Origin of the sequence: Aeromonas sp. s8, from assembly GCF_040907785.1 — a bacterium.
GTDB lineage: Bacteria > Pseudomonadota > Gammaproteobacteria > Enterobacterales > Aeromonadaceae > Aeromonas > Aeromonas veronii.
On record NZ_JBFOCL010000039.1, the window covers coordinates 33,797 to 56,988 of the forward strand.

General features: G+C 56.1%; 24 protein-coding genes and 4 tRNA genes. 15 read left to right on the forward strand and 13 right to left on the reverse strand.

Translation table 11 applies throughout. The features are described 5' to 3' along the window. Position 1: 1 nt before the first annotated feature. The 3 genes from AB5Y86_RS12045 (at position 2) to argH (ending at position 4,017) form a co-directional block, all read left to right on the forward strand. Positions 2-913 (forward strand): ornithine carbamoyltransferase, encoded by a 912-nt coding sequence (locus tag AB5Y86_RS12045; RefSeq protein WP_149152045.1) that lies wholly within the window; start codon positions 2-4, stop codon positions 911-913. A gap of 68 nt (positions 914-981) precedes the next feature. Continuing rightward, positions 982-2,217, forward strand: coding sequence for an argininosuccinate synthase (locus AB5Y86_RS12050; protein ID WP_033115910.1), 1,236 nt, complete (start codon positions 982-984; stop codon positions 2,215-2,217). 414 nt (positions 2,218-2,631) lie between these two features. Beyond that, positions 2,632-4,017, forward strand: a complete 1,386-nt coding sequence (argH, locus tag AB5Y86_RS12055; protein WP_368192938.1) for an argininosuccinate lyase — start codon at positions 2,632-2,634, stop codon at positions 4,015-4,017. Positions 4,018-4,163: 146 nt separating this feature from the next. Here argH and AB5Y86_RS12060 read toward each other — a convergent pair whose 3' ends face one another. The 3 genes from AB5Y86_RS12060 to AB5Y86_RS12070 form a co-directional block, all read right to left on the reverse strand. Then, complete coding sequence (locus AB5Y86_RS12060; RefSeq protein WP_368192939.1) at positions 4,164-4,799, reverse strand: hypothetical protein; 636 nt, start codon at positions 4,797-4,799, stop codon at positions 4,164-4,166. Between the two features lie 155 nt (positions 4,800-4,954). Continuing rightward, positions 4,955-5,410, reverse strand: a complete 456-nt coding sequence (locus tag AB5Y86_RS12065) for a hypothetical protein (RefSeq protein ID WP_368192940.1) — start codon at positions 5,408-5,410, stop codon at positions 4,955-4,957. Positions 5,411-5,658: 248 nt separating this feature from the next. After that, positions 5,659-6,174: a ClbS/DfsB family four-helix bundle protein gene (locus AB5Y86_RS12070; protein WP_368192941.1), complete on the reverse strand. Its 516-nt coding sequence runs from the start codon at positions 6,172-6,174 to the stop codon at positions 5,659-5,661. 133 nt (positions 6,175-6,307) lie between these two features. On the opposite strand from AB5Y86_RS12070, the gene AB5Y86_RS12075 reads away from it, so the two are divergent. After that, the gene (locus tag AB5Y86_RS12075; protein WP_139460954.1) at positions 6,308-6,640 is read left to right on the forward strand and encodes a nucleotidyltransferase family protein; all 333 of its coding nucleotides are present in this window, start codon (positions 6,308-6,310) and stop codon (positions 6,638-6,640) included. Positions 6,641-6,725: 85 nt separating this feature from the next. Here the strand turns inward: AB5Y86_RS12075 and AB5Y86_RS12080 are convergent, their stop codons facing one another. From AB5Y86_RS12080 to AB5Y86_RS12110, 7 genes are all read right to left on the reverse strand, one after another. Further along, positions 6,726-7,898 carry a nucleoside recognition domain-containing protein gene (locus AB5Y86_RS12080; RefSeq protein ID WP_042053565.1) on the reverse strand — a complete coding sequence of 391 codons (1,173 nt, stop codon included), beginning with the start codon at positions 7,896-7,898 and terminating at the stop codon, positions 6,726-6,728. A gap of 105 nt (positions 7,899-8,003) precedes the next feature. Continuing rightward, positions 8,004-8,079 (reverse strand) — tRNA-Asn (locus tag AB5Y86_RS12085). Positions 8,080-8,087: 8 nt separating this feature from the next. Next, positions 8,088-8,163, reverse strand: a tRNA-Phe gene (locus tag AB5Y86_RS12090). 3 nt (positions 8,164-8,166) lie between these two features. Next, positions 8,167-8,242: transfer RNA gene (locus tag AB5Y86_RS12095), tRNA-Thr, on the reverse strand. A 52-nt stretch (positions 8,243-8,294) separates the two neighbouring features. Continuing rightward, a tRNA-Phe gene (locus tag AB5Y86_RS12100) sits at positions 8,295-8,370 on the reverse strand. Between the two features lie 388 nt (positions 8,371-8,758). Then, on the reverse strand, positions 8,759-9,472 hold the full coding sequence (locus tag AB5Y86_RS12105) for a response regulator (RefSeq protein WP_368192942.1): 714 nt from the start codon (positions 9,470-9,472) through the stop codon (positions 8,759-8,761). Beyond that, the gene (locus tag AB5Y86_RS12110; RefSeq protein WP_368192943.1) at positions 9,462-11,087 is read right to left on the reverse strand and encodes an ATP-binding protein; all 1,626 of its coding nucleotides are present in this window, start codon (positions 11,085-11,087) and stop codon (positions 9,462-9,464) included. The genes AB5Y86_RS12105 and AB5Y86_RS12110 overlap by 11 nt, the downstream gene beginning before the upstream one ends. A gap of 360 nt (positions 11,088-11,447) precedes the next feature. Here AB5Y86_RS12110 and AB5Y86_RS12115 point away from each other — a divergent pair, with 360 nt between their 5' ends. From AB5Y86_RS12115 to citG, 8 genes are read left to right on the forward strand one after another with little or no spacing between them, the layout of a single operon-like run. Further along, on the forward strand, positions 11,448-12,809 hold the full coding sequence (locus tag AB5Y86_RS12115; protein ID WP_108588218.1) for a 2-hydroxycarboxylate transporter family protein: 1,362 nt from the start codon (positions 11,448-11,450) through the stop codon (positions 12,807-12,809). Between the two features lie 27 nt (positions 12,810-12,836). Next, on the forward strand, positions 12,837-13,697 hold the full coding sequence (locus AB5Y86_RS12120) for a fumarylacetoacetate hydrolase family protein (RefSeq protein WP_368192944.1): 861 nt from the start codon (positions 12,837-12,839) through the stop codon (positions 13,695-13,697). Positions 13,698-13,715: 18 nt separating this feature from the next. Continuing rightward, positions 13,716-14,735, forward strand: coding sequence for a [citrate (pro-3S)-lyase] ligase (gene citC, locus AB5Y86_RS12125; RefSeq protein ID WP_368192945.1), 1,020 nt, complete (start codon positions 13,716-13,718; stop codon positions 14,733-14,735). A 17-nt stretch (positions 14,736-14,752) separates the two neighbouring features. Continuing rightward, positions 14,753-15,046: a citrate lyase acyl carrier protein gene (citD, locus tag AB5Y86_RS12130; RefSeq protein WP_155603920.1), complete on the forward strand. Its 294-nt coding sequence runs from the start codon at positions 14,753-14,755 to the stop codon at positions 15,044-15,046. Continuing rightward, entirely contained in the window at positions 15,043-15,918 is an 876-nt protein-coding gene (gene citE, locus AB5Y86_RS12135) for a citrate (pro-3S)-lyase subunit beta (protein ID WP_368192946.1), read from the forward strand. Before citD ends, citE begins: the two co-directional genes overlap by 4 nt. A 10-nt stretch (positions 15,919-15,928) precedes the next feature. Further along, positions 15,929-17,449 (forward strand): citrate lyase subunit alpha, encoded by a 1,521-nt coding sequence (gene citF / locus AB5Y86_RS12140; protein WP_368192947.1) that lies wholly within the window; start codon positions 15,929-15,931, stop codon positions 17,447-17,449. After that, on the forward strand, positions 17,446-17,994 hold the full coding sequence (citX, locus tag AB5Y86_RS12145; protein ID WP_368192948.1) for a citrate lyase holo-[acyl-carrier protein] synthase: 549 nt from the start codon (positions 17,446-17,448) through the stop codon (positions 17,992-17,994). The genes citF and citX overlap by 4 nt, the downstream gene beginning before the upstream one ends. Then, entirely contained in the window at positions 17,969-18,808 is an 840-nt protein-coding gene (citG, locus tag AB5Y86_RS12150; RefSeq protein WP_368192949.1) for a triphosphoribosyl-dephospho-CoA synthase CitG, read from the forward strand. The genes citX and citG overlap by 26 nt, the downstream gene beginning before the upstream one ends. Before the next feature lie 58 nt (positions 18,809-18,866). Here the strand turns inward: citG and plsY are convergent, their stop codons facing one another. Next, a complete protein-coding gene (plsY, locus tag AB5Y86_RS12155; RefSeq protein WP_146181096.1) occupies positions 18,867-19,481 on the reverse strand; it encodes a glycerol-3-phosphate 1-O-acyltransferase PlsY in 615 nt (204 codons plus the stop codon). Between the two features lie 157 nt (positions 19,482-19,638). Between plsY and folB the strand changes: the two genes are divergently transcribed. The 3 genes from folB to AB5Y86_RS12170 all read left to right on the forward strand — a co-directional run bounded on the left by folB (position 19,639) and on the right by AB5Y86_RS12170 (position 21,134). Further along, positions 19,639-20,010 (forward strand): dihydroneopterin aldolase, encoded by a 372-nt coding sequence (gene folB / locus AB5Y86_RS12160; RefSeq protein WP_005355064.1) that lies wholly within the window; start codon positions 19,639-19,641, stop codon positions 20,008-20,010. Then, entirely contained in the window at positions 20,010-20,519 is a 510-nt protein-coding gene (folK, locus tag AB5Y86_RS12165; protein ID WP_368192950.1) for a 2-amino-4-hydroxy-6-hydroxymethyldihydropteridine diphosphokinase, read from the forward strand. The genes folB and folK overlap by 1 nt, the downstream gene beginning before the upstream one ends. Positions 20,520-20,645: 126 nt before the next feature. Next, positions 20,646-21,134, forward strand: a complete 489-nt coding sequence (locus AB5Y86_RS12170) for a YbaK/EbsC family protein (RefSeq protein ID WP_236373296.1) — start codon at positions 20,646-20,648, stop codon at positions 21,132-21,134. On the opposite strand, the gene mdtD is transcribed toward AB5Y86_RS12170, so the two are convergent. Together mdtD and AB5Y86_RS12180 are read right to left on the reverse strand one after the other, a co-directional pair. Further along, a complete protein-coding gene (gene mdtD, locus AB5Y86_RS12175) occupies positions 21,106-22,521 on the reverse strand; it encodes a multidrug transporter subunit MdtD (RefSeq protein ID WP_368192951.1) in 1,416 nt (471 codons plus the stop codon). The two genes, AB5Y86_RS12170 and mdtD, sit on opposite strands and share 29 nt — an antisense overlap. An 11-nt stretch (positions 22,522-22,532) precedes the next feature. Next, complete coding sequence (locus AB5Y86_RS12180) at positions 22,533-23,141, reverse strand: TetR/AcrR family transcriptional regulator (protein WP_368192952.1); 609 nt, start codon at positions 23,139-23,141, stop codon at positions 22,533-22,535. Positions 23,142-23,192: the final 51 nt, after the last annotated feature.

Here is a 23,192-nt window from a genome sequence, read left to right on the forward strand (position 1 = left end):
GATGCAACATCTTCTGAAAGACAGTGATCTGAACAAAGCCCAGATCGAGGCGCTGATTGCGCTGGGCAAAGCGGTCAAGGCCGACCCGAAGAAGTACAGCCAGGCGCTGGCCGGCAAGAGCGTGGTCACCCTGTTCGAGAAACCCTCCCTGCGCACCCGGGTCACTTTCGACATCGGCATCGCCAAGCTGGGCGGCCACAGCGTCTATCTGGATCAGCAGAACGGCGCGCTGGGCAAGCGGGAGTCGGTGAAGGATTTCGCCGCCAACCTGTCGCGCTGGTGTGATGCCATCGTCGCTCGGGTGTTCGATCACCAGACCCTGGTCGAGCTGGCAGAGCACGGCACAGTGCCGGTGGTGAACAGCCTGTGCAACCTCTACCACCCCTGTCAGGGGCTGGCCGACTTTATGACCATTGCCGAGCACTACGACGACCTGTCGAAGGTGAAGCTTGCCTACCTCGGTGATGGCAACAACGTCAGCCACTCTCTGCTGCTGCTGGGGGCGACCCTCGGCACCGACGTCACCCTCATCTGCCCGAAAGGCCACGGCCCGGATACCCAGATCTTCCTGCAGGCGCAGGCTCTGGCGGCCAAGTCAGGGGCAACCATCCACATCAGCGATGACGTGGCGGATATCGAAGGGTTCGACGTGGCCTACACAGATACCTGGGTCTCCATGGGCGACAACACTCCGATGGAGCAGGTCACCGAGCTCTTTATGCCTTACCAGATCAACCAGGCCCTGCTCGACCGCACCGGCATCCAGCATGTGCTGCACTGCCAACCGGCGCACCGGGAGCTGGAGATCACCTCGCAGGTGATGGATGGCCCCGCCTCCCTCATCATGGACGAGGCCGAAAACCGGATGCATATCCAGAACGCCGTGTTGCTGACCCTTCTCGGCGGCAAGTAACGCGGCACTCAACCTGAATCACGACCCTTTTATTGAATCATCATCGAATCATCACGGAGAGAAGTAACATGAGCGGAATCAACAAGATCGTACTGGCTTACTCGGGTGGACTGGATACCTCGGCCATCATTCCCTGGCTGAAAGAGCACTATGACGCCGAAATCATCGCCTTCGTGGCCGACGTCGGTCAGGAGCGCGACGATCTGGAAGGGATCGAGCAGAAGGCCATCGCCTCCGGCGCCACCAAGTGCATCATCAAGGATCTGCGCGAAGAGTTCGTCAAAGAGTACGTCTATCCGACCCTGAAGACCGGCGCCGTCTATGAGGGCACCTATCTGCTGGGTACCTCCATGGCCCGTCCGGTGATCGCCAAAGCGATGGTCGAGGCCGCGCTGGCGGAAGGGGCCGATGCCATCTCCCACGGCTGCACCGGCAAGGGTAACGATCAGGTACGTTTCGAAGGTGCGGTCGCTGCGCTGGCGCCCCAGCTGAAAGTGATCGCCCCGTGGCGGATCTGGGACATGCGCTCCCGGGAAGATCTGCTCTCCTATCTGGAGACCCGCAACATCCCCTGCAAGGCGACCCTGAAGAAGATCTACAGCCGCGACGCCAACGCCTGGCACATCTCCACCGAGGGTGGCGAGCTGGAGAGCACCTGGAACGAGCCCTCCGAAGCGGTCTGGCAGTGGACCGTACCGGCCGAACAGGCACCGGATCAGCCGGAGTATGTCAAGCTGACCGTGGCGCAGGGTGAAGTGGTGGCCGTGGATGACCAGCCGCTGAGCCCGCACCAGATCCTGATGACCCTGAACGAGCGTGCCGGCAAGCACGGCGTGGGCCGCATCGACATCACCGAAAACCGGATGGTGGGGATGAAGTCCCGCGGCTGCTACGAGACCCCGGGCGGTACCGTGATGGTCGCCGCGCTGCGCGCCGTGGAAGAGCTGGTACTGGATCGCCCGACCCGCGCCTGGCGGGAGAAGCTGGGTGCCGAGTTCTCCCATCTGGTCTATGACGGCCGCTGGTTCACCCCGCTGTGCAAGGCGATCCTCGCCTCTGCCAACGCCATCGCCGAAGATCTGGACGGTGAAGTGGTGCTGAAGATGTACAAGGGTCAGGTCACTGCGGTGCAGAAGAAGTCGCCAAACAGCCTCTACTCCGAAGACTTCGCCACCTTCGGTGCCGATGAAGTGTATGACCAGAGCCATGCCGAAGGCTTTATCCGTCTCTACACCCTGGCCAGCCGGATCCGCGCCATGAAGGAGCAGCATCAGGCTATCGGTGGCGATCACACCCACGGCTAACCAAGCGCGATAACCCGTTGATTCCATTGAGGGGGCATGGCCCCCTCTTCTACAGGCAGAGGGCATAACCCCTGACCCATCATCGGCGGGTGTGACAAGAGCGGCAGCGCACCGGCCGCTTCTGTGAGATAACAGGGGCCGTGTGAATATGATGCTGACGTATTTTCTCCCTTCTCCCCTTGCGGGAGAAGGGGCGGGGATGAGGGGGGAATTACCCTCACCCTAGCCCTCTCCCAGAGGGAGAGGGAACCGATTCGCAGTTGCTGGATTTGACGTGTTCAACGGCAACAGCACTCATCACCACCGCACTGTTATTCAGGAAAATACAGGGCAAGATTTCTGCGCGCAGGCCAAGAGGCAGCGCGAGTACGGCAGGCGTAAACGCCTACCGACAACGCATTCAAGGAGAGCAGTATGGCACTTTGGGGTGGACGCTTCAGTCAGGGAGCCGATAGCCGGTTCAAGCAGTTCAACGATTCGCTGCGGTTCGATTACCGCTTGGCGGAGCAGGATATTCAGGGCTCCATGGCCTGGGCCAAAGCGCTGGTGAAAGTGGGCGTGTTGACCGACGATGAGCAGGGCAAGCTGCAACAGGCGATGGAGGTGCTGCTCGCCTCGGTGCAGCAGGATCCCCAGCAGATCCTGAGTTCGGACGCCGAAGATATCCACTCCTGGGTCGAGAGCCAACTGATTGCCGCCGTCGGCGATCTTGGCAAGAAACTGCACACCGGCCGCTCGCGCAACGATCAGGTCGCCACCGACTTGAAACTCTGGTGCAAGGCGCAGGGCGAGCTGCTGCAGGGCTCCATCACCGCCCTGCAGCAGGGGCTGGTCGCCTCCGCCCGTGCCAATCAGGCGGCGGTGCTACCCGGTTACACCCACCTGCAGCGGGCCCAGCCGGTCACCTATGCCCACTGGGCGCTGGCCTATGTGGAGATGCTGGAGCGGGACTACTCCCGCCTGCAGGATGCGCTGAAGCGCCTCGACACCAGCCCGCTCGGCTGCGGCGCGCTGGCGGGCACTGCCTATGCCATCGACCGTGAAGCGCTGGCGCTGGACATGGGCTTTGGTGGCGCCACCCGCAACAGTCTGGATTCGGTCTCCGATCGGGATCACGTGGTGGAGCTGATGCACGTGGCGTCCCTCTCCATGACCCACCTGTCGCGCTTTGCTGAAGATCTCATCTTCTACAACACCGGCGAGGCGGGCTTTGTCGAGCTCTCCGACGCGGTTACCTCCGGCTCGTCGCTGATGCCACAGAAGAAGAACCCGGATGCGCTGGAGCTGATCCGCGGCAAGACCGGCCGGGTGGTGGGCGCCCAGATGGGCATGCTGATGAGCCTCAAGGCGCTGCCACTGGCCTACAACAAGGACATGCAGGAAGACAAGGAGGGGCTGTTCGATGCCCTCGACACCTGGCACGACTGCCTCGATATGGCCGCGCTGGTGCTGATCGATCTGAAGGTCAACGGCGAGCGCACCATGGCGGCGGCCCAAGGCGGCTACGCCAACGCCACCGAGCTGGCGGACTATCTGGTAGCCAAGGGCATTCCGTTCCGTGAAGCGCACCATATCGTCGGCGAAACCGTGGTCTTCGCCATCAGCGTGGGCCGCCCGCTGGAGGAGCTATCCATCGGCGAGTTCCAGCGCTTCAGCCCGGTGATCGAGTTCGACGTCTACCCCAATCTGGAACTGGAAGCGACCCTCGCCAAGCGGGTCGCCAAAGGCGGCGTCGCCCGCGAGCAGGTAGAAGCGGCCCTCACTGCCGCCGAACAGTGGCTGGCCAAGCGGGTGGGTTAAACCAACCTGCTTGTCATTCGAATAAGAAAGCAAAACGGCAACCTCGGTTGCCGTTTTTTATTCTCATATAAATCACTCAGTACATATTCATACCAAAACCTATAGGCTTATAAAGCTATAAACTATGGTAACTGAAAATGCATCCATTATTCATTAGGAAATCGCAGCTCATCGTACAATTCCTGTAGGCATTGCTCAATCAATTTAATTGAATTTTCATACACAGATATTGCGCTGCTTGATAATTCTGAATCTTTATTACCACCAGACATGTAAAGCTCTATGTTACATAGAGTAGAACAACGACTGTGTAAATCATTCAAAATATCTTTTGATTTTTTTGAGAGGAAGATGAAATCCTCCTGCATTATATAATGCAAAGCTGTTAGATGAAGCAAGGCGGAAGTGTAAACCTCTGGTGATAGCGAATCAAATGTAGGATGAAAATCCCCTCGCACATCATGCTCACCAAGTGATGCTTCACAATACTTCTTGAAATCAACAAGTTGATTTTGAAGCCTTTTGAAAACCCTAATTTTTTCATCCAACAAAACATCTTGTTTTTTAGATAGTAAAGATAAATCCACCTTTAATCGTTCAATTTCTTTCAAGTAAACTACTTTTACATCCTCAACCTTCCTTGTTATCTCCTCAATATCTTCTTGTGTCGCTAAGTTTTTACCTTTTTCAGATGAGTAAGCAAATAAGTAACGTCGAAATAAGAATACGCAACCTATACCTAACAGAATTAGGCACTGTAAAAAAATCATAACCCCACTCATAGACACATCGACCTCTAGAGGAAACATTGCTCATTTAAAAAAAATGAACTAAAAACATAGTTGCTTTAAGATCTAACATCTTATTTTATGATTATTCCATGTCAACATTTAAATCTGCAGAATAATAACCTCGGGAGCACTAATTACAACTCCCCTCAAGCGCTGGCATTGAGCAGTTTGCCAACCCCCTCCCCCTTACCATTGGGCAAGGTCTGTTTAAAGGCGCCGAGCAACTGATCGAGATTGAGAACGCTGGCACCAAGGGTGCCCTTGAGGGTATCGAGCTCGCTTTGCAGCGCATCGAGGCGGGTGCTCTGGGTGCCGCTCGCCAGCTGATTGCGGGCGCTATCGATGGCAGCTGGGAGTGACTGACCGCTATTCTCCTGCCCCAGAGTCTGCATCAGCTCCCCCATAAAGTGGTTGATGGCCGAGCGGTTCTGTTCGCTGTCGGCATCCTTGACCCCCAGCCGCTGGAACAAGCTCTGGACGGTCGGGGCGAGGCGATCTTCCTGCACTGTTTGCTGCACAGGCTCAGATTTAGCACTGCTGCCGAGCAGCTGACTGCCCAGCTTGAGGGCGATAGAGGCAAGGGGAAGCAGGTTGCTGATCATGATATTTCTCCGCGACAACGACCCTTGATGGTGTTGCCAAGAGATGTGCATAAGCGGGGCCAGCACGGCGATAAAACGCACTGCACCGGCTAATCCCTTGAATGGCTGATCTATTTATTCAACCAGCACGCAGGAGATAGCCGAGCGCAAAGGGGAGTCAGGCGGCCAGTAGCTGCCGCCACGGGCGGTAGTGGCAATATGGTGGCAAAGCGTTTTGCCGCCCCCCCCGGGCAGCTATCGCCCTCTTTTCACACCCGGATCGCCAACTCTTTGAGCCACTTGCGCAGCCGCCCGTTGGCGTTGAGATAGGGGGAAGCGCTATTGAACTGGATCATCCGCCCCAACGTCCACTTCTCATACCAGAGGCAGCCATACAGCTGCTGGTCGCTGCGCGCCTCCACCAGTTCAATGATGTGCCCTCTGGCAGCAGCCAACCGCTGCAACAACGCCGGATAGCAGAGCCCCTCGTAATCCCGATAGAACTTTTGGGCCAGCCCGCCCAACTCGTTCCACTTAAAACCGGTTTCGGGAAAATCCACTGGCAGACCCGCCGCATCCCGCTCGATCCACTTGATCAGCAGTTCGTTCCAGCCGATAAGGTAGGCCAGCAGATTGGCAACGCTCATGGTGGTTCCCTTGCTGTGCCCTGCCAGGGTCGGCTCCCGCACCCGGCTCTCGGGGACGGCCTGCAACGCCTTGAACAACTTGCTGAAATTGGTATCGATCGCGAGTAGCAGCTCGGCCTTGTTTTGCGGGATCCCCATTGCTCTCCCCTTTTCAGGTTTACTTGCGGTGCAGCCGAGGCGATTGCCGCAACCCCGGCAGCACGTTACGCTAGCCCTCTTCCATCCTGTGCAGCTCATCCAGTGCAGGCCAACCATCACGGCAAGATCGGCAATGAATCAACTAATCAGCTATATCAGGGCCATTCATCGACAGGAGAGCCCCGTCACTCTCACCCGCCAAGAGAGTGAACACTATAGCGAGCATGATGAGAGCGGCACTGTGATCCAGCACCAGATAACCACCAGCTGGTTTGCCAATGGGGTCGTCATCCGCCAGCAAACCGAACAGGACGAAGCGCCATCGCAGCAGCTTTGTGCCGAGTGCTGGATCAGCTATCGGGTCATCGCCAGTCCCATTCCCATCACTCCAGCCAGCAAGCTGTTTCACAACCACTGTCAGGAGCGATTCTGGTTGAAGGTGCAGGGCATCACGCCACAAGGGTGATTGGTATGCCCATGAACAGAACCGGCAGGGAGAAATGCAAAGAGGCTCCGAAGAGCCTCTTTGCGTTTCCGTGTCTGAACCCGACTCAGCCCAGCAGCAGATAGAGCTGGTGAGCGGCCACACCGGCGCACAGGCCACCGATAGTGTGGGCGACGATGGCGCGGGAGGTGAGATGGCGATAGCCGAGGGCATCGAGCATGGCTGTATGGGTGCTCAAAAAGCCGCTCCAGCACATCCCCATGGCGGTAAACACCGCGACCTCGTTACCGGTGATCCACCCTTTGGCAATAAAAGGCGGCACCAGTGACATGGCGGCACCAACCGCACCGAGCGAGGTAGCCGGGAAGGCAACCAGCTCCGGCTGCTGGAAGCCGAACAGCAGGTCAAACAGCCAGCTCACCTTGGCGGCCAGCACCGGCAGCAGGGCAACCCCCTGAAACGCTTCGCCGGTATAGCCCTTGTCGCCCGGGCCAAAGGTGAGCAGCATCACGAAGGTACTGATGATCAGCACACCCGGGATCACCGCCATACCCAGCTCCACACCGGATTTGCCGCCATCGAGCAGAGAGTTGAGGATCCGCAGCCAGCCGGGAGCCACCTCTTTGGTCACCCCTACCTTGCGGCCGTCGGACGATACAGCGTCATCGTTCAGCACTTCCCCCACCAAGGGGCGGATCATCCGCTGCATCAGTCGGGTAGAGACCACCGAGCCCACCAGAGCACCGAGCAGCCCGATCAGCGCCGCGCTGGCGGTGGATTCACCGCTCGGCAGTTGCAGGGTGGCCATAAAGGTGACCACGATCAGCCCCATGCCGAAGGCGGTGCCGAAGTTGGTGAGCGACACCAGTTGCCACGGAGTGAAGCCTTTGCGAAAGCGGCTGTCCTTGGCGAGGCTGATCACCGCCGGGTTGTCGGAGAAGAAGGTCATCAGCGCCGCCAGCGCGGTGCGGCCAGGCAGACGAAACACCGGCTTCATCAGCGGGGCCAGCAGCACCTCCAGCAGGCGGATCACCCCGAACTCGCTCAAGAGTTGGCTCAGGGCACCGGAGAGCACCGTGATCCCCATGATAAAGAGCACGGTATTGAGCAGCAGCTGGTGGGCGGTATTGAACAGGGTGTTGACCATGGCAGAGAGGCCCATCTGGCTGCCGAGGTAACCGAACAGGCTGCCAAGAATAAGCAGTACCAGCACGGGTTCCATCCAGTTCCTAATGGCGGCAAGTCGCCCCTTTGACTCTATAACTACATGATTTTCCATATCTATCCTGCGGTTCATCTGTGCATGTGTGGTTGTTTTTATGGTTAAAAAATGGCTGCGCCAAATAGAAAAAAGCCCTTGTCTTGCGACAAGGGCTTTTTTAATTGGCTCCTCCTACTGGACTTGAACCAGTGACATACGGATTAACAGTCCGCCGTTCTACCGACTGAACTAAGGAGGAATTGTAATTGGTGCCCAGAGACGGAATCGAACCGCCGACACGGGGATTTTCAATCCCCTGCTCTACCGACTGAGCTATCTGGGCAAATGGTGCCGGCTACCGGAATCGAACTGGTGACCTACTGATTACAAGTCAGTTGCTCTACCTACTGAGCTAAGCCGGCACACTTTAAACCATTGTGCATGAACAAATTTTATATTTCATGGCACCAAAATTGGTGCCCAGAGACGGAATCGAACCGCCGACACGGGGATTTTCAATCCCCTGCTCTACCGACTGAGCTATCTGGGCGTGGGCGCTATTAAACGGATTTTAAGGCGGATGGTCAACGGGAAATTTCACTTTTTGTCTCGTTCGTCTCTTTTTTGCGCAAATTGCACAACTATGAGCACTTTTCGGCATTTTCCCGAGTGTGGGGCCGCCAGAGATCAATAAGAGAGGTCGTCAGAACGGCTGGCTACAGGCAAGAGTTAAGCAGAGAGCCTCCCCCTTATTGGCTGTCGTCATGGCTGAGTGTTTGACGCAGGACCAAGCACCGCCAGCAGCCCAATTGTGAATCAGCTAGCCATCACCTCTCATAGCAGAAAGAGGGCCGCCCCATTATGAGTGGTCACGGGGTTGGACTGTCCTGACACTCCTGTATCGGCTATGGGACTTATTCCCTCCTAGCCACACTGAGTCAGCCAGCTTGGGAAGTATCACCACCATCCACCACGCGACAATAGATCCGCCTCGGATGACCAATCTTGCCATACAGCATATCAACCCGCAGAAAACCGCTCTCGACACAGTGTTCGAGATAACGACGGGTGGTGGTTTTGCTTAGGCCTGTTGCACTGACTACATCATCCACTGAAAAGAATTGGCAATCTGCATCGTTGAACAGCTTTTGTACCAAGGTCAGCGTACTCTCTTCGATCCCCTTGGCACTGTTATCCAGGCGATAATTTTTGGCCTGCAACAGATAAAGTGAATCGACACTCTTCTGGTCAACAATCTTCCAAAGCCGCTGTTGCTCGGTAAATTGAACAAAACGCTCAAGAGACTGGTCAAGGCGCCGCCATGATACGGGCTTTAGGATGTAGTCAAAGGCCCCGTTACGGATCGCCTGACTGCACGTATTCATATCGCTGGCAGCGGTAATAAAAATGACCGAGGTATTGGCCAGCAGATCCGGGTGATTGATGAGCGTGATGCCTTTCCCATCGGGTAAATAGTTATCCAGCAAAATCAGCTGTGGCTGCTTGCTGGCGATCTGTGCCTGTGCATCAGCCAGTGATGACGCGATACCCACCAGCCGTAAACAGGGATGCTTCTGGATCGACTCCGAATGCAACTGTGCCAGCGCATTCTCATCTTCAACAATAAGGACGTCTATCGGTTCATATCGCATGATTATGTTTTTCCAGCCCTGAATTATTAATATGTTCAGCTACGGGTATAAAGATGGAAAATATTGTTCCACGGGGGATGTTATTCGTCACCTCGATGGAGCCGCTCACCTGCGTCACATAACTATTGACCAAATACAGACCTATACCATGGTCACCACTAACCTTGGTTGTCACCCCTCGTTGGAAAATATGCTCTCTAATGTTATTATTAATTCCAATCCCTTGATCAGCCACCTCAACAATCAATTCTCGCTGTGTCAGTTTAATCAATATCTCTACCGGGGCATGAGGTAATGGCGCACGTTGGGTTGCCTCAATGGCATTATCCAGCAGGTTGCCAATAATCGATATCAGTTCAGATTCCGCAAGCGTGCCAAACTCATTCGTCATCGAGCAAGCTGGGTCAAATTGTAACACCACTCCTTTCTCGGTGGCGCGTGAAACCTTGCCCAGCAGCAAACCGCATACTGTCGGTGAACTGAAATTCAACGAGATAAAATCAAGCAACTCCTGCGCATATTCAGAGTGAGCCTGGATATAACGAATTGCTTCATCATAGCGCCCCATATGAAGCATGCCTGACAAGGCAGCCATCCGATTCAGTTGTTCATGCCGCATAATCCTAAGATTATCAACATATCGTTTCACCTGGCTTAACTGGGCACTCAATGAATCGATTTCTTTACGATCTCTGAATGTTATCACCCACCCCTGCAAATCATCTCCCAGCATAATTCTGACTCTACTGGCGATCACCGTTAAATTATTAAAAGTACAGATTTCATCATGTGTATCATTTGCCAGCATAATATTTTCATCAAAAAATGGCACTGGGCTTATCACATTACCAATCGGCTGACCACGTAAAGAGTGGGCAGATTGAGGAAAATCAAGCAATGTCCGTGCGGCATGGTTAATAACCTCAATATGTAATTGGCTATCAATAGCGATCACCCCTTCAAATATCGACTCCATCAGTGCTTTTTGTTGCCGCACCAGCAAGCCAATTTCTCGCGGCTCCAACGCAAACATCTGTTTTTTGATGCTTCGAGTGAAATACCATGAAAATACAAATAGCGCAGCAAGGAAAGAGATCGCAACCATCAATATATTAACCACTTTGCTGATAGTGATGTTATCAAGATAACTCGTCAGATACCCCACCGAGACAATCCCGACAACGCGCCCGGCATCATCTCTAATTGGCACCTTGCTACGCAGGGACACGCCCAAGCCCCCACGACGCAGGGTCACGATGCTTTTTCCAGCCAACACTTCCGCATTATCACCGCCTATCAGAGCGGTCCCCACCCGATCATCAAACACCGAATGGTACAAATGACGCCCTTGCGTATCACCGATGACGATAAAACTGGCATCGCTTCGTGCAGCCAGTTTCTCCATTAACAATTTAATCGCGTCAGTGTCATTCTTCAGCACATCGAGGCGTAATGTCGGAATCAAGGCAATCTCTTCTGCCTGTATTTTTGCCCGTTCACCCATATGCTCATACAACTGGCGACTAAAACTTGTGTAATACATGCCCCCCAATACCAGAGAGAGTACCAGAGAAAACAACGCCAACGAGACAAACAATCTGATTTGGAACGACATTTTCATAACATTATGCAACAATAAAAACCAGCATTTAGCTTATCAGCTTTTATGCAATGTGGTGGCTCACAATATAAATGTTGTGAGCTATTCCACAACATACCTGCAGCCCTAACCTAAGGCGACAATGCACGGGACAATTAATAAAGTTAGTGCTCTCTGTTACAAAATCGGCCGTGATTGAAAAGAAACCATAAAAACCACACTATAAAAAACGACATCGATCACGCAGGATAAAAAGAAACCATAAAATCCATAGCCACCATTAAAATCATGACTTTATCATGCGGTCACTCACACAAAGCAATCAGGGATGTCTATATCTTGGCGATGACAAATAACTGAAAGGATGGCTTGACTATGAGTGCAATAGACAACTTGGATGCACCAGGAGCACTGAATACCAAATCGGTCTCTCTCAAGGAGCGGTGGTGGTACATCATGGACACCTGGAAGGTAGGCATTATTCCACTGCCTCTTTTTATATTGGCTGGAGTACTGATTGCTATTGATTGTCTGGGTGGCAAATTACCCAGTGATATAGTTGTTATGGTTGCCACACTGGCATTTTTCGGTTTTGCCTGTGGTGAATTTGGCAAACGACTCCCTATTGTTGGTAAACTTGGTGCAGCCGCGATTTGTGCGACCTTTATTCCGTCTGCGCTGGTCTATTATGGTCTGCTACCTGACTCAGTCGTCGAATCAACAATAAAATTCTACAAATCCACCAACATTCTTTATCTCTATATCTGCTGCATTATTGTTGGCAGCATTATGAGCATGAATCGCCAGGTACTAATCCAGGGCTTCTTGCGTATCTTCTTCCCGATGCTGTGTGGCGAAATCGTTGGCATGATCGTTGGCATGGGTGTTGGCCTGGCATTAGGTCTTGAACCATTCCAGATCTTCTTCTTCATTATCTTGCCAATCATGGCAGGGGGGGTAGGAGAAGGCGCAATTCCACTATCTATCGGCTATGCCACGCTCCTCCACATGGATCAGGGGGTTGCCCTTGGCCGTATTCTGCCAATGGTAATGCTGGGCAGTTTGACCGCAATTATTATTGCAGGTTGCCTGAACCAACTTGGCAAACGCTACCCACATTTGACCGGCGAAGGCCAGTTAATACCCAACAGCAATAGCCGCGATGACAAAATCGCCAATTTGTCCGGCGCATTTACTGGCAAGACCGATGTGACAACCTTAGCTTCAGGGGTATTGCTGGCAGTCCTGCTTTATATGCTCGGCATGCTTGGTCATGAACTGATTGGCCTGCCTGCACCGGTCGGCATGCTGTTTATCGCCGTACTGGTGAAACTGACCCATGGTGTCTCACCGCGAATTCTGGAAGGTTCTCAGGTTGTTTATAAATTCTTTCAAACATCCGTGACCTACCCCGTGCTGTTTGCGGTTGGTGTCGCCATCACCCCATGGCAAGAACTGGTGAATGCCTTCACTCTGACCAACCTGCTGGTGATTATTAGCACGGTATCAGCACTGGTTGTGACCGGCTTCTTCGTGGGTAAAAAAATCGGTATGCACCCTATTGATGTCGCCATTGTCTCATGCTGCCAAAGCGGCCAGGGCGGAACGGGTGACGTGGCCATTCTGACTGCCGGCAACCGCATGAGCTTGATGCCTTTTGCCCAGATTGCAACCCGTATTGGCGGTGCAATCAATGTCTCCATTGCACTGCTGGTATTGGGCAATTTCCTCATTTGATTGAATAGAAGTAATAAGGAACACGCGATGAAACTCGCAAGTTTTATGTATCAAGGTATGAGTAGCTACGGCATTGTCCGCGCGCAAGGCGTGGTCGATTTAGGACGCCGCCTTGGCCACCGTTATAACAATCTGAAGTCACTGCTTGATGCCAATGCGCTCAGCGAAGCTGCAAACTATCAACATGATCCTGTTGATCTGGATATTGCTGAAATTACCTTTTTACCGGTCATTGAACAGCCTGGAAAAATTCTTTGCGTTGGCATGAATTATGCCGCCAAACGTCAGGAGTTTGATCAACATAATCCGGCGCCCACGCTTTTTGTCCGATTTGCTGATTCCCAGACTGGCCACAACAACCCCGTCATCAAGCCATATCACTCCAGCGAATTCGATTATGAAGGCGAGCTGGCGGTCATTATCGGCAAAGGCGGCGAGCATATCGCCAAACAGGATGCTCTCAGCCATGTCGCCGGGTATAGCTGCTATATGGATGGTTCGGCCCGGGACTGGCAGCACACCTGGTTTACCGCTGGTAAAAACTGGCGGCAAACCGGTGCCTTCGGCCCGTGGCTGACCACCGCTGACGAGATCCCCGACCCGCATCAACTGGCCATTCGCACCTGGCTAAACGGGATCATGGTGCAAGAGGACAACACCAGCAGCATGATCCACAAAATTGCTGACCTGATCGAGTACATCAGTACCTTCACTCGCCTCAGCCCGGGGGATGTCATCATCACCGGCTCACCCGGTGGTGTTGGCAAAAAACGCAACCCGCCACTGTTCATGAAAGCCGGAGATCGCATCGAGGTCGAAATTGAACATGTTGGCCGCCTGAGCAATGTGATCGTCGAATCACCCGCAGATGTGCAAAGTGCGGCCTAAGAGAACCCGGACAAGACTATGCAGTCACTACCTACAATTGACTTCAGATTGACCGACGTTGCCAAACAGCCGGAGCGCCTTGAGCGGCTTCGTGGCCTGCTCGCGAACAATGGCCTGGGGCTGGATGCCGACATCACCCTCTTTGTCGAGGCCTGGTCAGGCTTCAAATTGGTGGGATGTGCCGGTCTGGCACACAACGTCATTAAATGCGTGGCGGTCGACAAACAGTTGCGCGGTGCCAACCTGAGCACCCGGCTGCTGGCAGAAGTAGAACATCTGGCCCTGGAACAGGGCCATTTTCACCTGTTCCTCTGTACCAAACCAGCCAACCGGGAGCGTTTTGAACAGTGTGGATTCTGGCCCATTGCCCAAAGTGGCGATGATGCCATTCTGATGGAAAACACCCCCGGTGGCGTTGACCGTTACTGTCGTTCGCTCCTTCCTTACCGGCATGAAGGCAAAGAGGTCGGGGCGATTGTGATGAATGCCAATCCGTTCACCCTTGGTCATTATCACCTGATCACCCAAGCGGCCAAACAGTGCGACTGGGTTCATCTGTTTGTCGTACGGGAAGATGCCTCCTTTTTCCCGTTCCACGCCCGGCTGCAAATGGTGCGTGCCGGTGTGGCGAACCTGGCGAATGTGACCGTGCATGAAGGTTCAAAATACATCATCTCCCGCGCCACATTTCCGACCTACTTCCTGAAAGAAAGCGGCAAGGTGCTGCAAGCCTGGAGCGAAATAGACGTGATTACCTTTCGCGACCATATCGCCCCCGCGCTGGGCATTACCCATCGCTTCATCGGCACGGAACCGTTTTGCCAGATTTCCCGGCAATACAATCAGACGCTGCATGACCTGCTGGCTGACACGATTGATGTAGTGGAAATACCGCGTATCAAGGATGCCGACAAAGCGATTTCAGCGTCAGAAGTCCGTCGCTTACTTCAGCAGCAGCTCTTTTCCCGGATCAGAACGATCGTCCCCGAGAGCACCCTTGCCTATCTCGAAACCCATTACAGCGCGGAAGTAGCATAGCAGTTAAGGAATTCACCATGAACATAGTAAGAGAGGCGCTGGCAGGAACTCAGGAGTCCAGCGACCTGATGGTAAAGATTGCCCCCTCTGACCAGGGGTTGGAGATCGAAATCTACAGCGAAGTGATGAAACAGTTTGGCGAACAGATCCGCCAGGTCGTGGAGAGCACACTCGATGCCATGGGCATCACCCGGGGATTGATCATCATCGAGGATAAAGGGGCGCTGGACTGCGTCATTCGTGCCCGCCTGCAAAGCGCAATACTGCGTGCCACCGATGTGCAGCAGATTGCTTGGGAGAAACTGCAATGAAAAAACTTCGCCGCAGCATGCTGTTCCTGCCGGGGGCCAATGCCGCCATGCTCTCGAACGCCTTTATCTACAATCCCGACTCCATCATGTTTGATCTGGAGGATGCCGTCGCACTGCGGGAGAAAGACTCGGCCCGATTGCTGGTCTTCCACGCCTTGCAGCACCCCATGTATCGGGATATCGAAACCGTAGTGCGTATCAATCCACTGAACACCCCCTTTGGCCTACTCGACCTGGAAGCGGCAGTCCGGGGTGGTGTGGACGTGATCCGCCTGCCGAAAACCGATACCCCCGATGATATCTATGAGCTGGAAGGCCATCTGGAACGAATTGAGCTGGAATGTGGCCGTGAGGTTGGCTCGACCAAAGTGATGGCCGCCATCGAATCCGCGGTTGGCGTGATCAATGCGGTCGCCATCGCCCGCAGCTCACAGCGCCTGATCGGGATCGCCCTCGCGGCCTTTGACTATGTCATGGACATGCAAACTGAGCGGGGAGATGGCACCGAACTGTTTTACGCCCGCTGCGCCGTGTTGCATGCAGCGCGTGCCGCAGGTATCGATGCCTTTGACGTCGTATGGTCGGATGTGAATGACGAGGCCGGCTTTTTACGGGAAGTCGAGCTGATCCGCCGCATGGGCTTTAACGGCAAATCCCTGATCAACCCGCGCCAAATCGACCTATTGCATAACGCTTATGCCCCGACGCAACAGGAAGTCGAACACGCGCAGCGGATCATTAAGGCCGCCAAAGAGGGTGAGCGCAACGGATTGGGGGTGGTCTCCCTCAACGGGAAAATGGTGGATGCCCCCATTATCAATCACGCCCAAGTAGTGCTGGAGCGCGCCGCGGCCTCCGGCGTGCACCGTTAAGGATTCAACCATGAAACAGACTGAACGACTCCATCTCAACTTTCCTCACCTGCGGGCACTGATCCCGTTCGCCGGAGCCTACAACGCAACCCCCTGGCTGGGAGATCAGGCTGCCAAGCACAATCGCAAACTGTGTGAATCCCTAGAGCAGGCGGTTGCACGTTGCGGCCTGCAAGATGGCATGACCATCTCGTTCCACCACGCTTTTCGCGAAGGGGACAAGGTGATCAATCAGGTCGTAGCCACGCTGGCCAAACTGGGCTTCAAAAATCTGACCCTGGCCTCCAGCTCCCTGATGACCTGTAATGATGCGCTGATTGAGCACATCAAAAACGGGGTGATCACCCGGATTTACACCTCCGGCATGCGCGGCAAGCTGGCCGACGCCATCTCCCATGGTCTGATGGATGAACCGGTCCAGATCCACTCCCATGGCGGACGGGTCAAACTGCTGCAAGATGGCGAACTGAAGATCGACGTAGCGTTTCTTGGCGTCCCCTGCAGCGACGAGTTTGGCAATGCCAATGGCACCCACGGCAAATCCTGCTGTGGTTCGCTCGGCTATGCGATGGTCGATGCCCACTTCGCCCGTCATGTGGTGCTGATGACCGAAGAGCTGGTGCCCTTCCCCAATATGCCTGCCAGCCTGGCTCAGGATCAGGTCGATTACATCGTCAAAGTGGAGAGCGTTGGGGATCCGGCAAAAATCAGCGTGGGCGCAGCCCGCGTCACCAGCAACCCGCGCGAACTACTGATTGCCCGCTTTGCCGCCGATGTGATTGAACACTCGGGTTACTTCAAGAATGGCTTCTCGATGCAGACCGGCTCCGGCGCGGCATCAACAGCCTGTACCCGCTTCATGGCAGAAAAAATGGAGCGCAATGGCGTCAAAGCCCGTTTTGCCCTGGGCGGTATCACCGGCAGTCTGGTCGATCTTCATGAAAAAGGGTTGATTGAAAAGCTGCTTGATACCCAATGCTTTGATGGCCAAGCAGCAGCATCTCTGGCTCGCAACCCCAATCACATTGAGATCTCCACCAACGTCTATGCCAACCCGGGTAGCAAGGCGACCTGCTGCGACCAACTGGACATCGTCATTCTGAGCGCACTGGAGATTGACGTCGATTTTAACGTCAACGTGATCACCGGCTCGGACGGGGTGATGCGTGGTGCATCCGGCGGTCACTGCGATGTCGCCGCGGCCGCCAATCTCACCATTGTGGTCGCGCCCTTGCTGCGCAGCCGCATCCCGACCGTAGTGAAGCAGGTCACCACTCGACTGACACCGGGCGAAAGCATCGGTGTGCTGGTCACCGATCACGGGATCGCGGTGAATCCGGCACGTCCGGAAATTCGTGCGCGACTGGCCGCTGCGGGGCTGAAACTGGTCGATATCGAGGCACTTTATGAGAAAGCCATCTCGCTGACGGGTAAACCGAAAGCGATCGAATTTACCGACAAGATTGTTGGCGTGATCCGCTATCGCGATGGGAGTGTTATCGATACGGTACGAGAGGTGAAAGAGAGTTGATCAGTGATAAAGAGTCCCCCGCTCTGGCGGGGGTCAACCTGGAACAACTGCTGGCGGCAAAAGAGTGCCGCGCAGCACGCCAGCAAGAGTGGCTGACACGTTACCAGCACCCCATCATTTCACTCACTCTGGTCACGCCGGGGGCCATAAAAGATAGCCCCCATTACCGCCAATGCATGCAAACCGCCATCACACAGTGCCAGCAACTCCTGCAAGCCCGGCAATGGCAAGTCTTGGAGCACCAGGTTCTATGGCTACCCACAGGCCCGGAAGGACTATGGTCCATTGCCCACGCCGCCACCGACATTAAAACCGCCTGTGTCGTGCTGGAGCGAACTCACCCCCTTGGCAGACTGTGGGATCTCGATGTCATTTGTCATCAGTCCGGCCAGATCGGACGACGCGCCCTGGGCGAACCTCTCCGTCAGTGCCTGATATGTGATGAACCGGCGCACGGTTGTGCCCGCTCCCGCCGCCACCAGCTCCCAGAGCTAGCCAGACGAATCGAGGAGTTAATCGATGACTGCTTCACTACTCGCCCTTAAACGCCATGCCATCGATGTCCCAGCTATCGCGGCCCGTGCACTGCTTCAGGAGCTGGGTTTGACCCCCAAACCGGGTTTGGTGGATCAAGCAAACTCAGGCTCGCACTCCGATATGGATTACCCGCTGTTTTTACGCAGCATTGCTGCAATCACCCCCTGGTTGACCATCTTTGAAGAGATGGGCAGAGCAAATGCCCAGCAGGCCCCGGATAGACAGTTGGCGCTGGTACGCCCTGCAGGGATGGCCTGCGAACAGGATATGCTCAACGCAACGGGCGGGGTGAATACCCATAAAGGCGGGATCTTTTCACTGGGTCTGCTCTGCTTTGCCGCTGGTCGTCTGCAGGGACAAAACAGGCTCGTGACCAGCGACAATGTCTGCCGGACGGTCAGTGAAATCTGTCAGGGACTAGTCAGTCGAGAGTTGCACCACACACCCCACCCCAGCACGGCAGGTGAGCGTCAATTTCAGCAATTTGCCCTGACGGGAGCGCGAGGTGAAGTGGAAAGCGGTTTTGCTACGATAAGGCGCTTCGTCCTACCACATTGGCATGCCGAGCAGGGGGAGCGACGGTTGCACCATGCCTTGTTAAGGCTGATGGCGACCAATAACGACAGTAACCTGGTCTCCCGAGGCGGTATTGCTGGCCTGCGCTACGTTCAAAGCTACGCGCAAAACCTGCTGAACAATGGCTGGGACTTGACCAGACTGCAAGAGATGGACAGAGCGCTGATCGCCAAGCACCTGAGCCCTGGCGGGAGTGCCGACTTGCTAGCAGTCGCCTGCGTACTGGCCGAACTGGCCCATAGCTGACCATCACGGCGGGTCATGATTAACGCTGCACTCCCCCAAGGGGTTGCCTGCAGAGTCGCTACGACTCCTCTTTCTGCTTTACTCCTTTTCGCCCCCAGACTCTGGGTTCCTCTCCTTTGAGCAGGCGGGAGATGTTCTCGTGATGGCGGATCAGGATAAGGCAGGAGAGCAGGGAGACTGGCAGGGTATATTCGGGTTTGAGCAGGTAGGTAAAGAGCGGCGTCAGCAGCACGGTAATGATGGAGGCCAGCGAGGAGTAGCCGCTCACCAGCAACACCAGCAGCCAGGTGCCAATCACGGCGCCCCCCATGGTAAAGCCGATGGGCATCATGGTCCCCAGTGCCGTGGCGACTCCTTTGCCACCACGAAAATGAAAGAAGATGGGGTACATATGGCCGAGGCAGGCGGCGACCCCGATAAAGCCGAGGTAGACGGGTTTGATCTGCAGATACCAGGCGAGATAGACGGGCACAGTGCCCTTGAGCACATCGAGCAGCAGCACCACCAGCGCCGCCATCCGGCCACCGAGGCGCAGCACATTGGTTGCCCCCGGATTGTGGGAGCCATGATCCCGCGGGTCGGGCAGACCGGTGCAACGGGAGACCAGCACAGCACTGGATAGTGAACCACCCAGGTAGGCCAGAATAATCATCAAAATCGTCAGGGCCGTCATCTTGGTCGTTTTTACCACGATATGAATGGGGTATGATGCGGGCCACATACGCTGGCATGGGCCCATGCCCACCCAGAGCGCCTCGGCAAGCCTGTTGCCCGGCCAGCATCCCTGCGCTGTCATTACAGCCCATCAAGAGTAAAGAAGAAGTACAGTCATGGACAAGGTGTTTATTCGCGGACTCGAAGTTTTGACCACCATAGGTGTATATGAGTGGGAGAAGGGCATTCGCCAAAAGCTCCGTTTTGACCTCGAGATGGGGTTCGACAACCGCCCCGCGGCAGCAACCGACGACATCAATCTGGCACTGGATTATGCCGACCTCTCCAACAAGATTTGCGAGCATGTCAGCGGCAAGGTGGTCGAGCTGGTCGAGACCATGGCCGAGCAGGTCGCCATGCTGGTGCTCGCCGACGAGCGGGTGCAGTGGGTCAAGGTGACCCTCACCAAGCCGGGCGCCGTGCCCAATGCCGCCGGGGTCGGTGTCGAGATCCTGCGCCATCGCACCCCGGCCGCGAGCAGCAACTGATGACCACCATCTATATCAGCCTGGGCTCCAACATCGAGCGGGAGCGCCACATTCGCGCCGGGCTCGATGCCCTGCACGCCGAATTTGGCGAGCTGCGGGTCTCCCGGGTATTCGAGAGCGAGGCGGTCGGCTTCAACGGCCGCCCCTTCTACAACCTGGTGGCGGCTGCCGAGACCGATCTGCCGCTGACCACCGTCTGCCAGCGACTGCGGGCCATGGAGTTCGCCCACGGCCGCGAGCCGGATGCCAAGAAGTTCGCCCCGCGCACCCTGGATCTCGATCTGCTGCTCTATGGCGATCTGGTCTGCGACACCCCGCTGGCGCTGCCGCGCGGTGAAGTGCTCACCAACGCCTTCGTGCTCTGGCCGCTGGCCGAGCTGGCCCCCAAACTGCGCCACCCCGTCGATGGCCGCACCATGGGCGAGCTGTGGCAAGCCTATGACAAGGCCTCCCAGCAGCTGTGCCCCATTCCCTTTCACTGGGAAGCGTGCGAATTGCAGCATCACTGATCCGCAAGGGCGCCTCACGGCGCCCTTGTTGTTTGCACGGACAGGGTTGCTTATCACGGATAAGAAAGTGTCATTGGGCCTGACCCTGCGAGGCTGGCAGGATAGCGCCCACTACAGGAGAACCCCATGCCACTCGATACCATTCACCATTTCAACTGCCAGTTGCTGGCTGAACTGCCCCACCAGCGCTATGAGCATGAACCCATTCTCGACTACGCCACCGATGAAAAGGTCAAGGCCCGCCTCGGCTGGCAGGCGGAGTTCAGCAAGACCCTGTTTCTCAAGTTCAAGGATGGCCGCTTCGCCCTGCTGCTGACCCACAGGGACGGACGGCTCGACAACAAGGCGGTCAAAGCCGCACTCGGTGCCAAGCCCTCCATCTGCACCGCCGAAGAGATGCAGGCGGAGATTGGCTGCCTGCCGGGAGCGGTCTGCCCCTTCCTGCCCCGTGCCGATATTCCACTACTGGTGGACCCGCAACTGCTCCACCACACCGCCTTCACCTGGACTCCGGGCCACCCGGAGCAGACCTTTCTGCTGGCGACCGAGCATCTGGCCGAAGTGCTGGCGCAGCTCCCCTGCGAGGTCAGCTATTTGCCCGCCCCGACGGCGTAGCCCCATCGCGCGCCAGCTGGGCGAAGATGAGCGCCGCCAGCATGGAGAGCAACCCGACACAGAGGTAGGTAAGGTGGAACCCGGCCAGCCACTGCCCCTCGGCCACTAAGGTGCCCGCTGAGGTGCCCGCCGAGAAGAGCCCGAGCAGGCTGGCGGCAATCGCCACCCCCAAGCTCATGGAGAGCTGCATCACCACCGAGAGCAGACCGTTGCCACTGCTGGCCAGGGTCGGGCTGAGATCTTGCAGCGTGAGAGTGTTCATGGCGGAGAACTGCAGCGAGTTGATGGCGCCGAAGATCGCCAGCCAGCCCAGCAAGACCCCGTAGGGGAGCTGGTTGTCGATGAAATAGAAGCTGGCGATCATCGCCCCCAGTAGCAGGGTGTTGCCGATCAGGATGCGGCGATAGCCCACCTTCGGAATAAGCTTGTTCACCAGCGTCTTGGTCAGCATGGCGCCAATCACGGTGGGGATCATGGTCATCCCCGCCTTGCTCGGGGAGAAGCCGAGCCCCAGCTGCAGAAACAGCGGGGTGAGGAAAGGCATGGCGCCGCTGCCAAGGCGGGCAAACAGGTTGCCCCAGATGCCGATGGCAAAGGTGGCGGTCTTGAACAGGCTCAGGCTAAAGAGCGGCTGCGGTGCATTGGCGGCATAGAGCCAGTAGCTCGCCATCGCCGCCAAGCCGAAGATCAGTGCAAACAGCGCCCAACCGGTGGAGATGCTGTGCTCCCCCAGTCCCTGCAAGCCGACCGACACCAGCACCATGCCGACGCTGAACATCACAAAGCCCTGCCAGTCGAACCGGGCGGTCTGCTGCCGCAGCTCCGGCATAAAGTGCCAGCTGGCGATAAAGCCGAGCAACCCCACCGGCAGGTTGATGAGAAATACCCAGTGCCAGCTCGCCACTTCCACCAGCCAGCCACCGAGCGCCGGCCCCATCAACGGGCCGAGCAGCCCCGGGATGGTGACAAACGACATCACCCGCAGCAGCTCGTGCTTGTCATAGACCCGCAGCACCGCCAACCGTCCTACCGGCATCAGCAGCGCACCACCAATCCCCTGAAGCACCCGGGCGGCCACCAGCATGGAGAGCGAATTGGAGGCGGCGCAGGCGAGCGAACCAAGGGTAAAGAGCGAGATGGCAGCCAGATAGATGCGGCGGGTACCGAATCTGTCTGCCAGCCAGCCGGAAGCCGGGATCAGCAACGCCACCGTCAACATGTAGGCAATGATCACCGACTGCATCTGCAGCGGGCTCTCTCCCAAGGTCTCGGCCATGCTGGGCAGGGCGGTGTTGAGAATGGTGCCATCCAGCGCCTGCATAAAGAAACCGACCGCCGCCAGCAGGGGCAGCCACTTGCGCTGGGCATCTGTCACTGTGTGGCTCATTGCCACCTCCATTATTTTTGCGGGGAAGCGGCGGCGGTCAGGAAGAGATCGACACAACTCAGGGTCCAGGCATCCTGCTCGGCAGCGCTCTGGGTCAACGGCAGACCCAGCTCACGGAGCATGCGCTCCTTGCCCTGCCACATCAGCAACAGCTGCAAGGCGGCCTGTTCGCTGTCTTGATGGCACAGCAGGCCTTGCTGCTTCTGCTGCTCCAGCCAGTTGGACAGCATCTCGGTCACATAGAGCGGGCCCGCCTCGAAAAAAAGGGTGGCCAGCTGGGCATCGTTGCAGCTGATGCAGGTGCGAAAGATATTGATGGCATCATCGCTCAGGATCAACTTGCGAAAGCTGCGACCAAAGGCAATCAGACTCTCCCGCACATTGTTGCCACGCAGCAACACCTCCGGCATCAACTCGCTGCTGACGCACTTGCTGCCCACCGCTTCGGCAAACAGCGACTCCTTGTTGGCAAAATGGCTGTAGACCGTCTGCTTGGAGACGCCCGCTTCACTGGCCACCATGTCCATGCTGACCAGATGCAGACCGTGCTGACAGAAGAGCCGCCCGGCAGCATCGAGGATCGCAGCCCGCTTCTGCTGACTACGGGGTGAAATGTTCATTTTTCCTCCACAATCAAACTGGACAGTCTAGTTTCGAAAAACTAGACTCAC

Excerpts from the sequence above, each read along its gene's own strand:
- AB5Y86_RS12080 (WP_042053565.1), bottom strand. The coding sequence starts at position 7,898 with ATGGAAAATCATGTAGTTATAGAGTCAAAGGGGCGACTTGCCGCCATT.
- AB5Y86_RS12105 (WP_368192942.1), bottom strand. The coding sequence starts at position 9,472 with ATGCGATATGAACCGATAGACGTCCTTATTGTTGAAGATGAGAATGCG.
- plsY (WP_146181096.1), bottom strand. The coding sequence starts at position 19,481 with ATGACGGCCCTGACGATTTTGATGATTATTCTGGCCTACCTGGGTGGT.
- AB5Y86_RS12110 (WP_368192943.1), bottom strand. The coding sequence starts at position 11,087 with ATGTCGTTCCAAATCAGATTGTTTGTCTCGTTGGCGTTGTTTTCTCTG.
- folB (WP_005355064.1), top strand. The coding sequence starts at position 19,639 with ATGGACAAGGTGTTTATTCGCGGACTCGAAGTTTTGACCACCATAGGT.
- AB5Y86_RS12170 (WP_236373296.1), top strand. The coding sequence starts at position 20,646 with ATGCCACTCGATACCATTCACCATTTCAACTGCCAGTTGCTGGCTGAA.
- citE (WP_368192946.1), top strand. The coding sequence starts at position 15,043 with ATGAAAAAACTTCGCCGCAGCATGCTGTTCCTGCCGGGGGCCAATGCC.
- citD (WP_155603920.1), top strand. The coding sequence starts at position 14,753 with ATGAACATAGTAAGAGAGGCGCTGGCAGGAACTCAGGAGTCCAGCGAC.
- AB5Y86_RS12180 (WP_368192952.1), bottom strand. The coding sequence starts at position 23,141 with ATGAACATTTCACCCCGTAGTCAGCAGAAGCGGGCTGCGATCCTCGAT.
- citF (WP_368192947.1), top strand. The coding sequence starts at position 15,929 with ATGAAACAGACTGAACGACTCCATCTCAACTTTCCTCACCTGCGGGCA.
- AB5Y86_RS12065 (WP_368192940.1), bottom strand. The coding sequence starts at position 5,410 with ATGATCAGCAACCTGCTTCCCCTTGCCTCTATCGCCCTCAAGCTGGGC.
- AB5Y86_RS12075 (WP_139460954.1), top strand. The coding sequence starts at position 6,308 with ATGAATCAACTAATCAGCTATATCAGGGCCATTCATCGACAGGAGAGC.
- AB5Y86_RS12045 (WP_149152045.1), top strand. The coding sequence starts at position 2 with ATGCAACATCTTCTGAAAGACAGTGATCTGAACAAAGCCCAGATCGAG.
- mdtD (WP_368192951.1), bottom strand. The coding sequence starts at position 22,521 with ATGAGCCACACAGTGACAGATGCCCAGCGCAAGTGGCTGCCCCTGCTG.
- citC (WP_368192945.1), top strand. The coding sequence starts at position 13,716 with ATGCAGTCACTACCTACAATTGACTTCAGATTGACCGACGTTGCCAAA.
- AB5Y86_RS12060 (WP_368192939.1), bottom strand. The coding sequence starts at position 4,799 with ATGAGTGGGGTTATGATTTTTTTACAGTGCCTAATTCTGTTAGGTATA.
- AB5Y86_RS12115 (WP_108588218.1), top strand. The coding sequence starts at position 11,448 with ATGAGTGCAATAGACAACTTGGATGCACCAGGAGCACTGAATACCAAA.
- AB5Y86_RS12050 (WP_033115910.1), top strand. The coding sequence starts at position 982 with ATGAGCGGAATCAACAAGATCGTACTGGCTTACTCGGGTGGACTGGAT.
- folK (WP_368192950.1), top strand. The coding sequence starts at position 20,010 with ATGACCACCATCTATATCAGCCTGGGCTCCAACATCGAGCGGGAGCGC.
- AB5Y86_RS12070 (WP_368192941.1), bottom strand. The coding sequence starts at position 6,174 with ATGGGGATCCCGCAAAACAAGGCCGAGCTGCTACTCGCGATCGATACC.
- citG (WP_368192949.1), top strand. The coding sequence starts at position 17,969 with ATGACTGCTTCACTACTCGCCCTTAAACGCCATGCCATCGATGTCCCA.
- AB5Y86_RS12120 (WP_368192944.1), top strand. The coding sequence starts at position 12,837 with ATGAAACTCGCAAGTTTTATGTATCAAGGTATGAGTAGCTACGGCATT.
- argH (WP_368192938.1), top strand. The coding sequence starts at position 2,632 with ATGGCACTTTGGGGTGGACGCTTCAGTCAGGGAGCCGATAGCCGGTTC.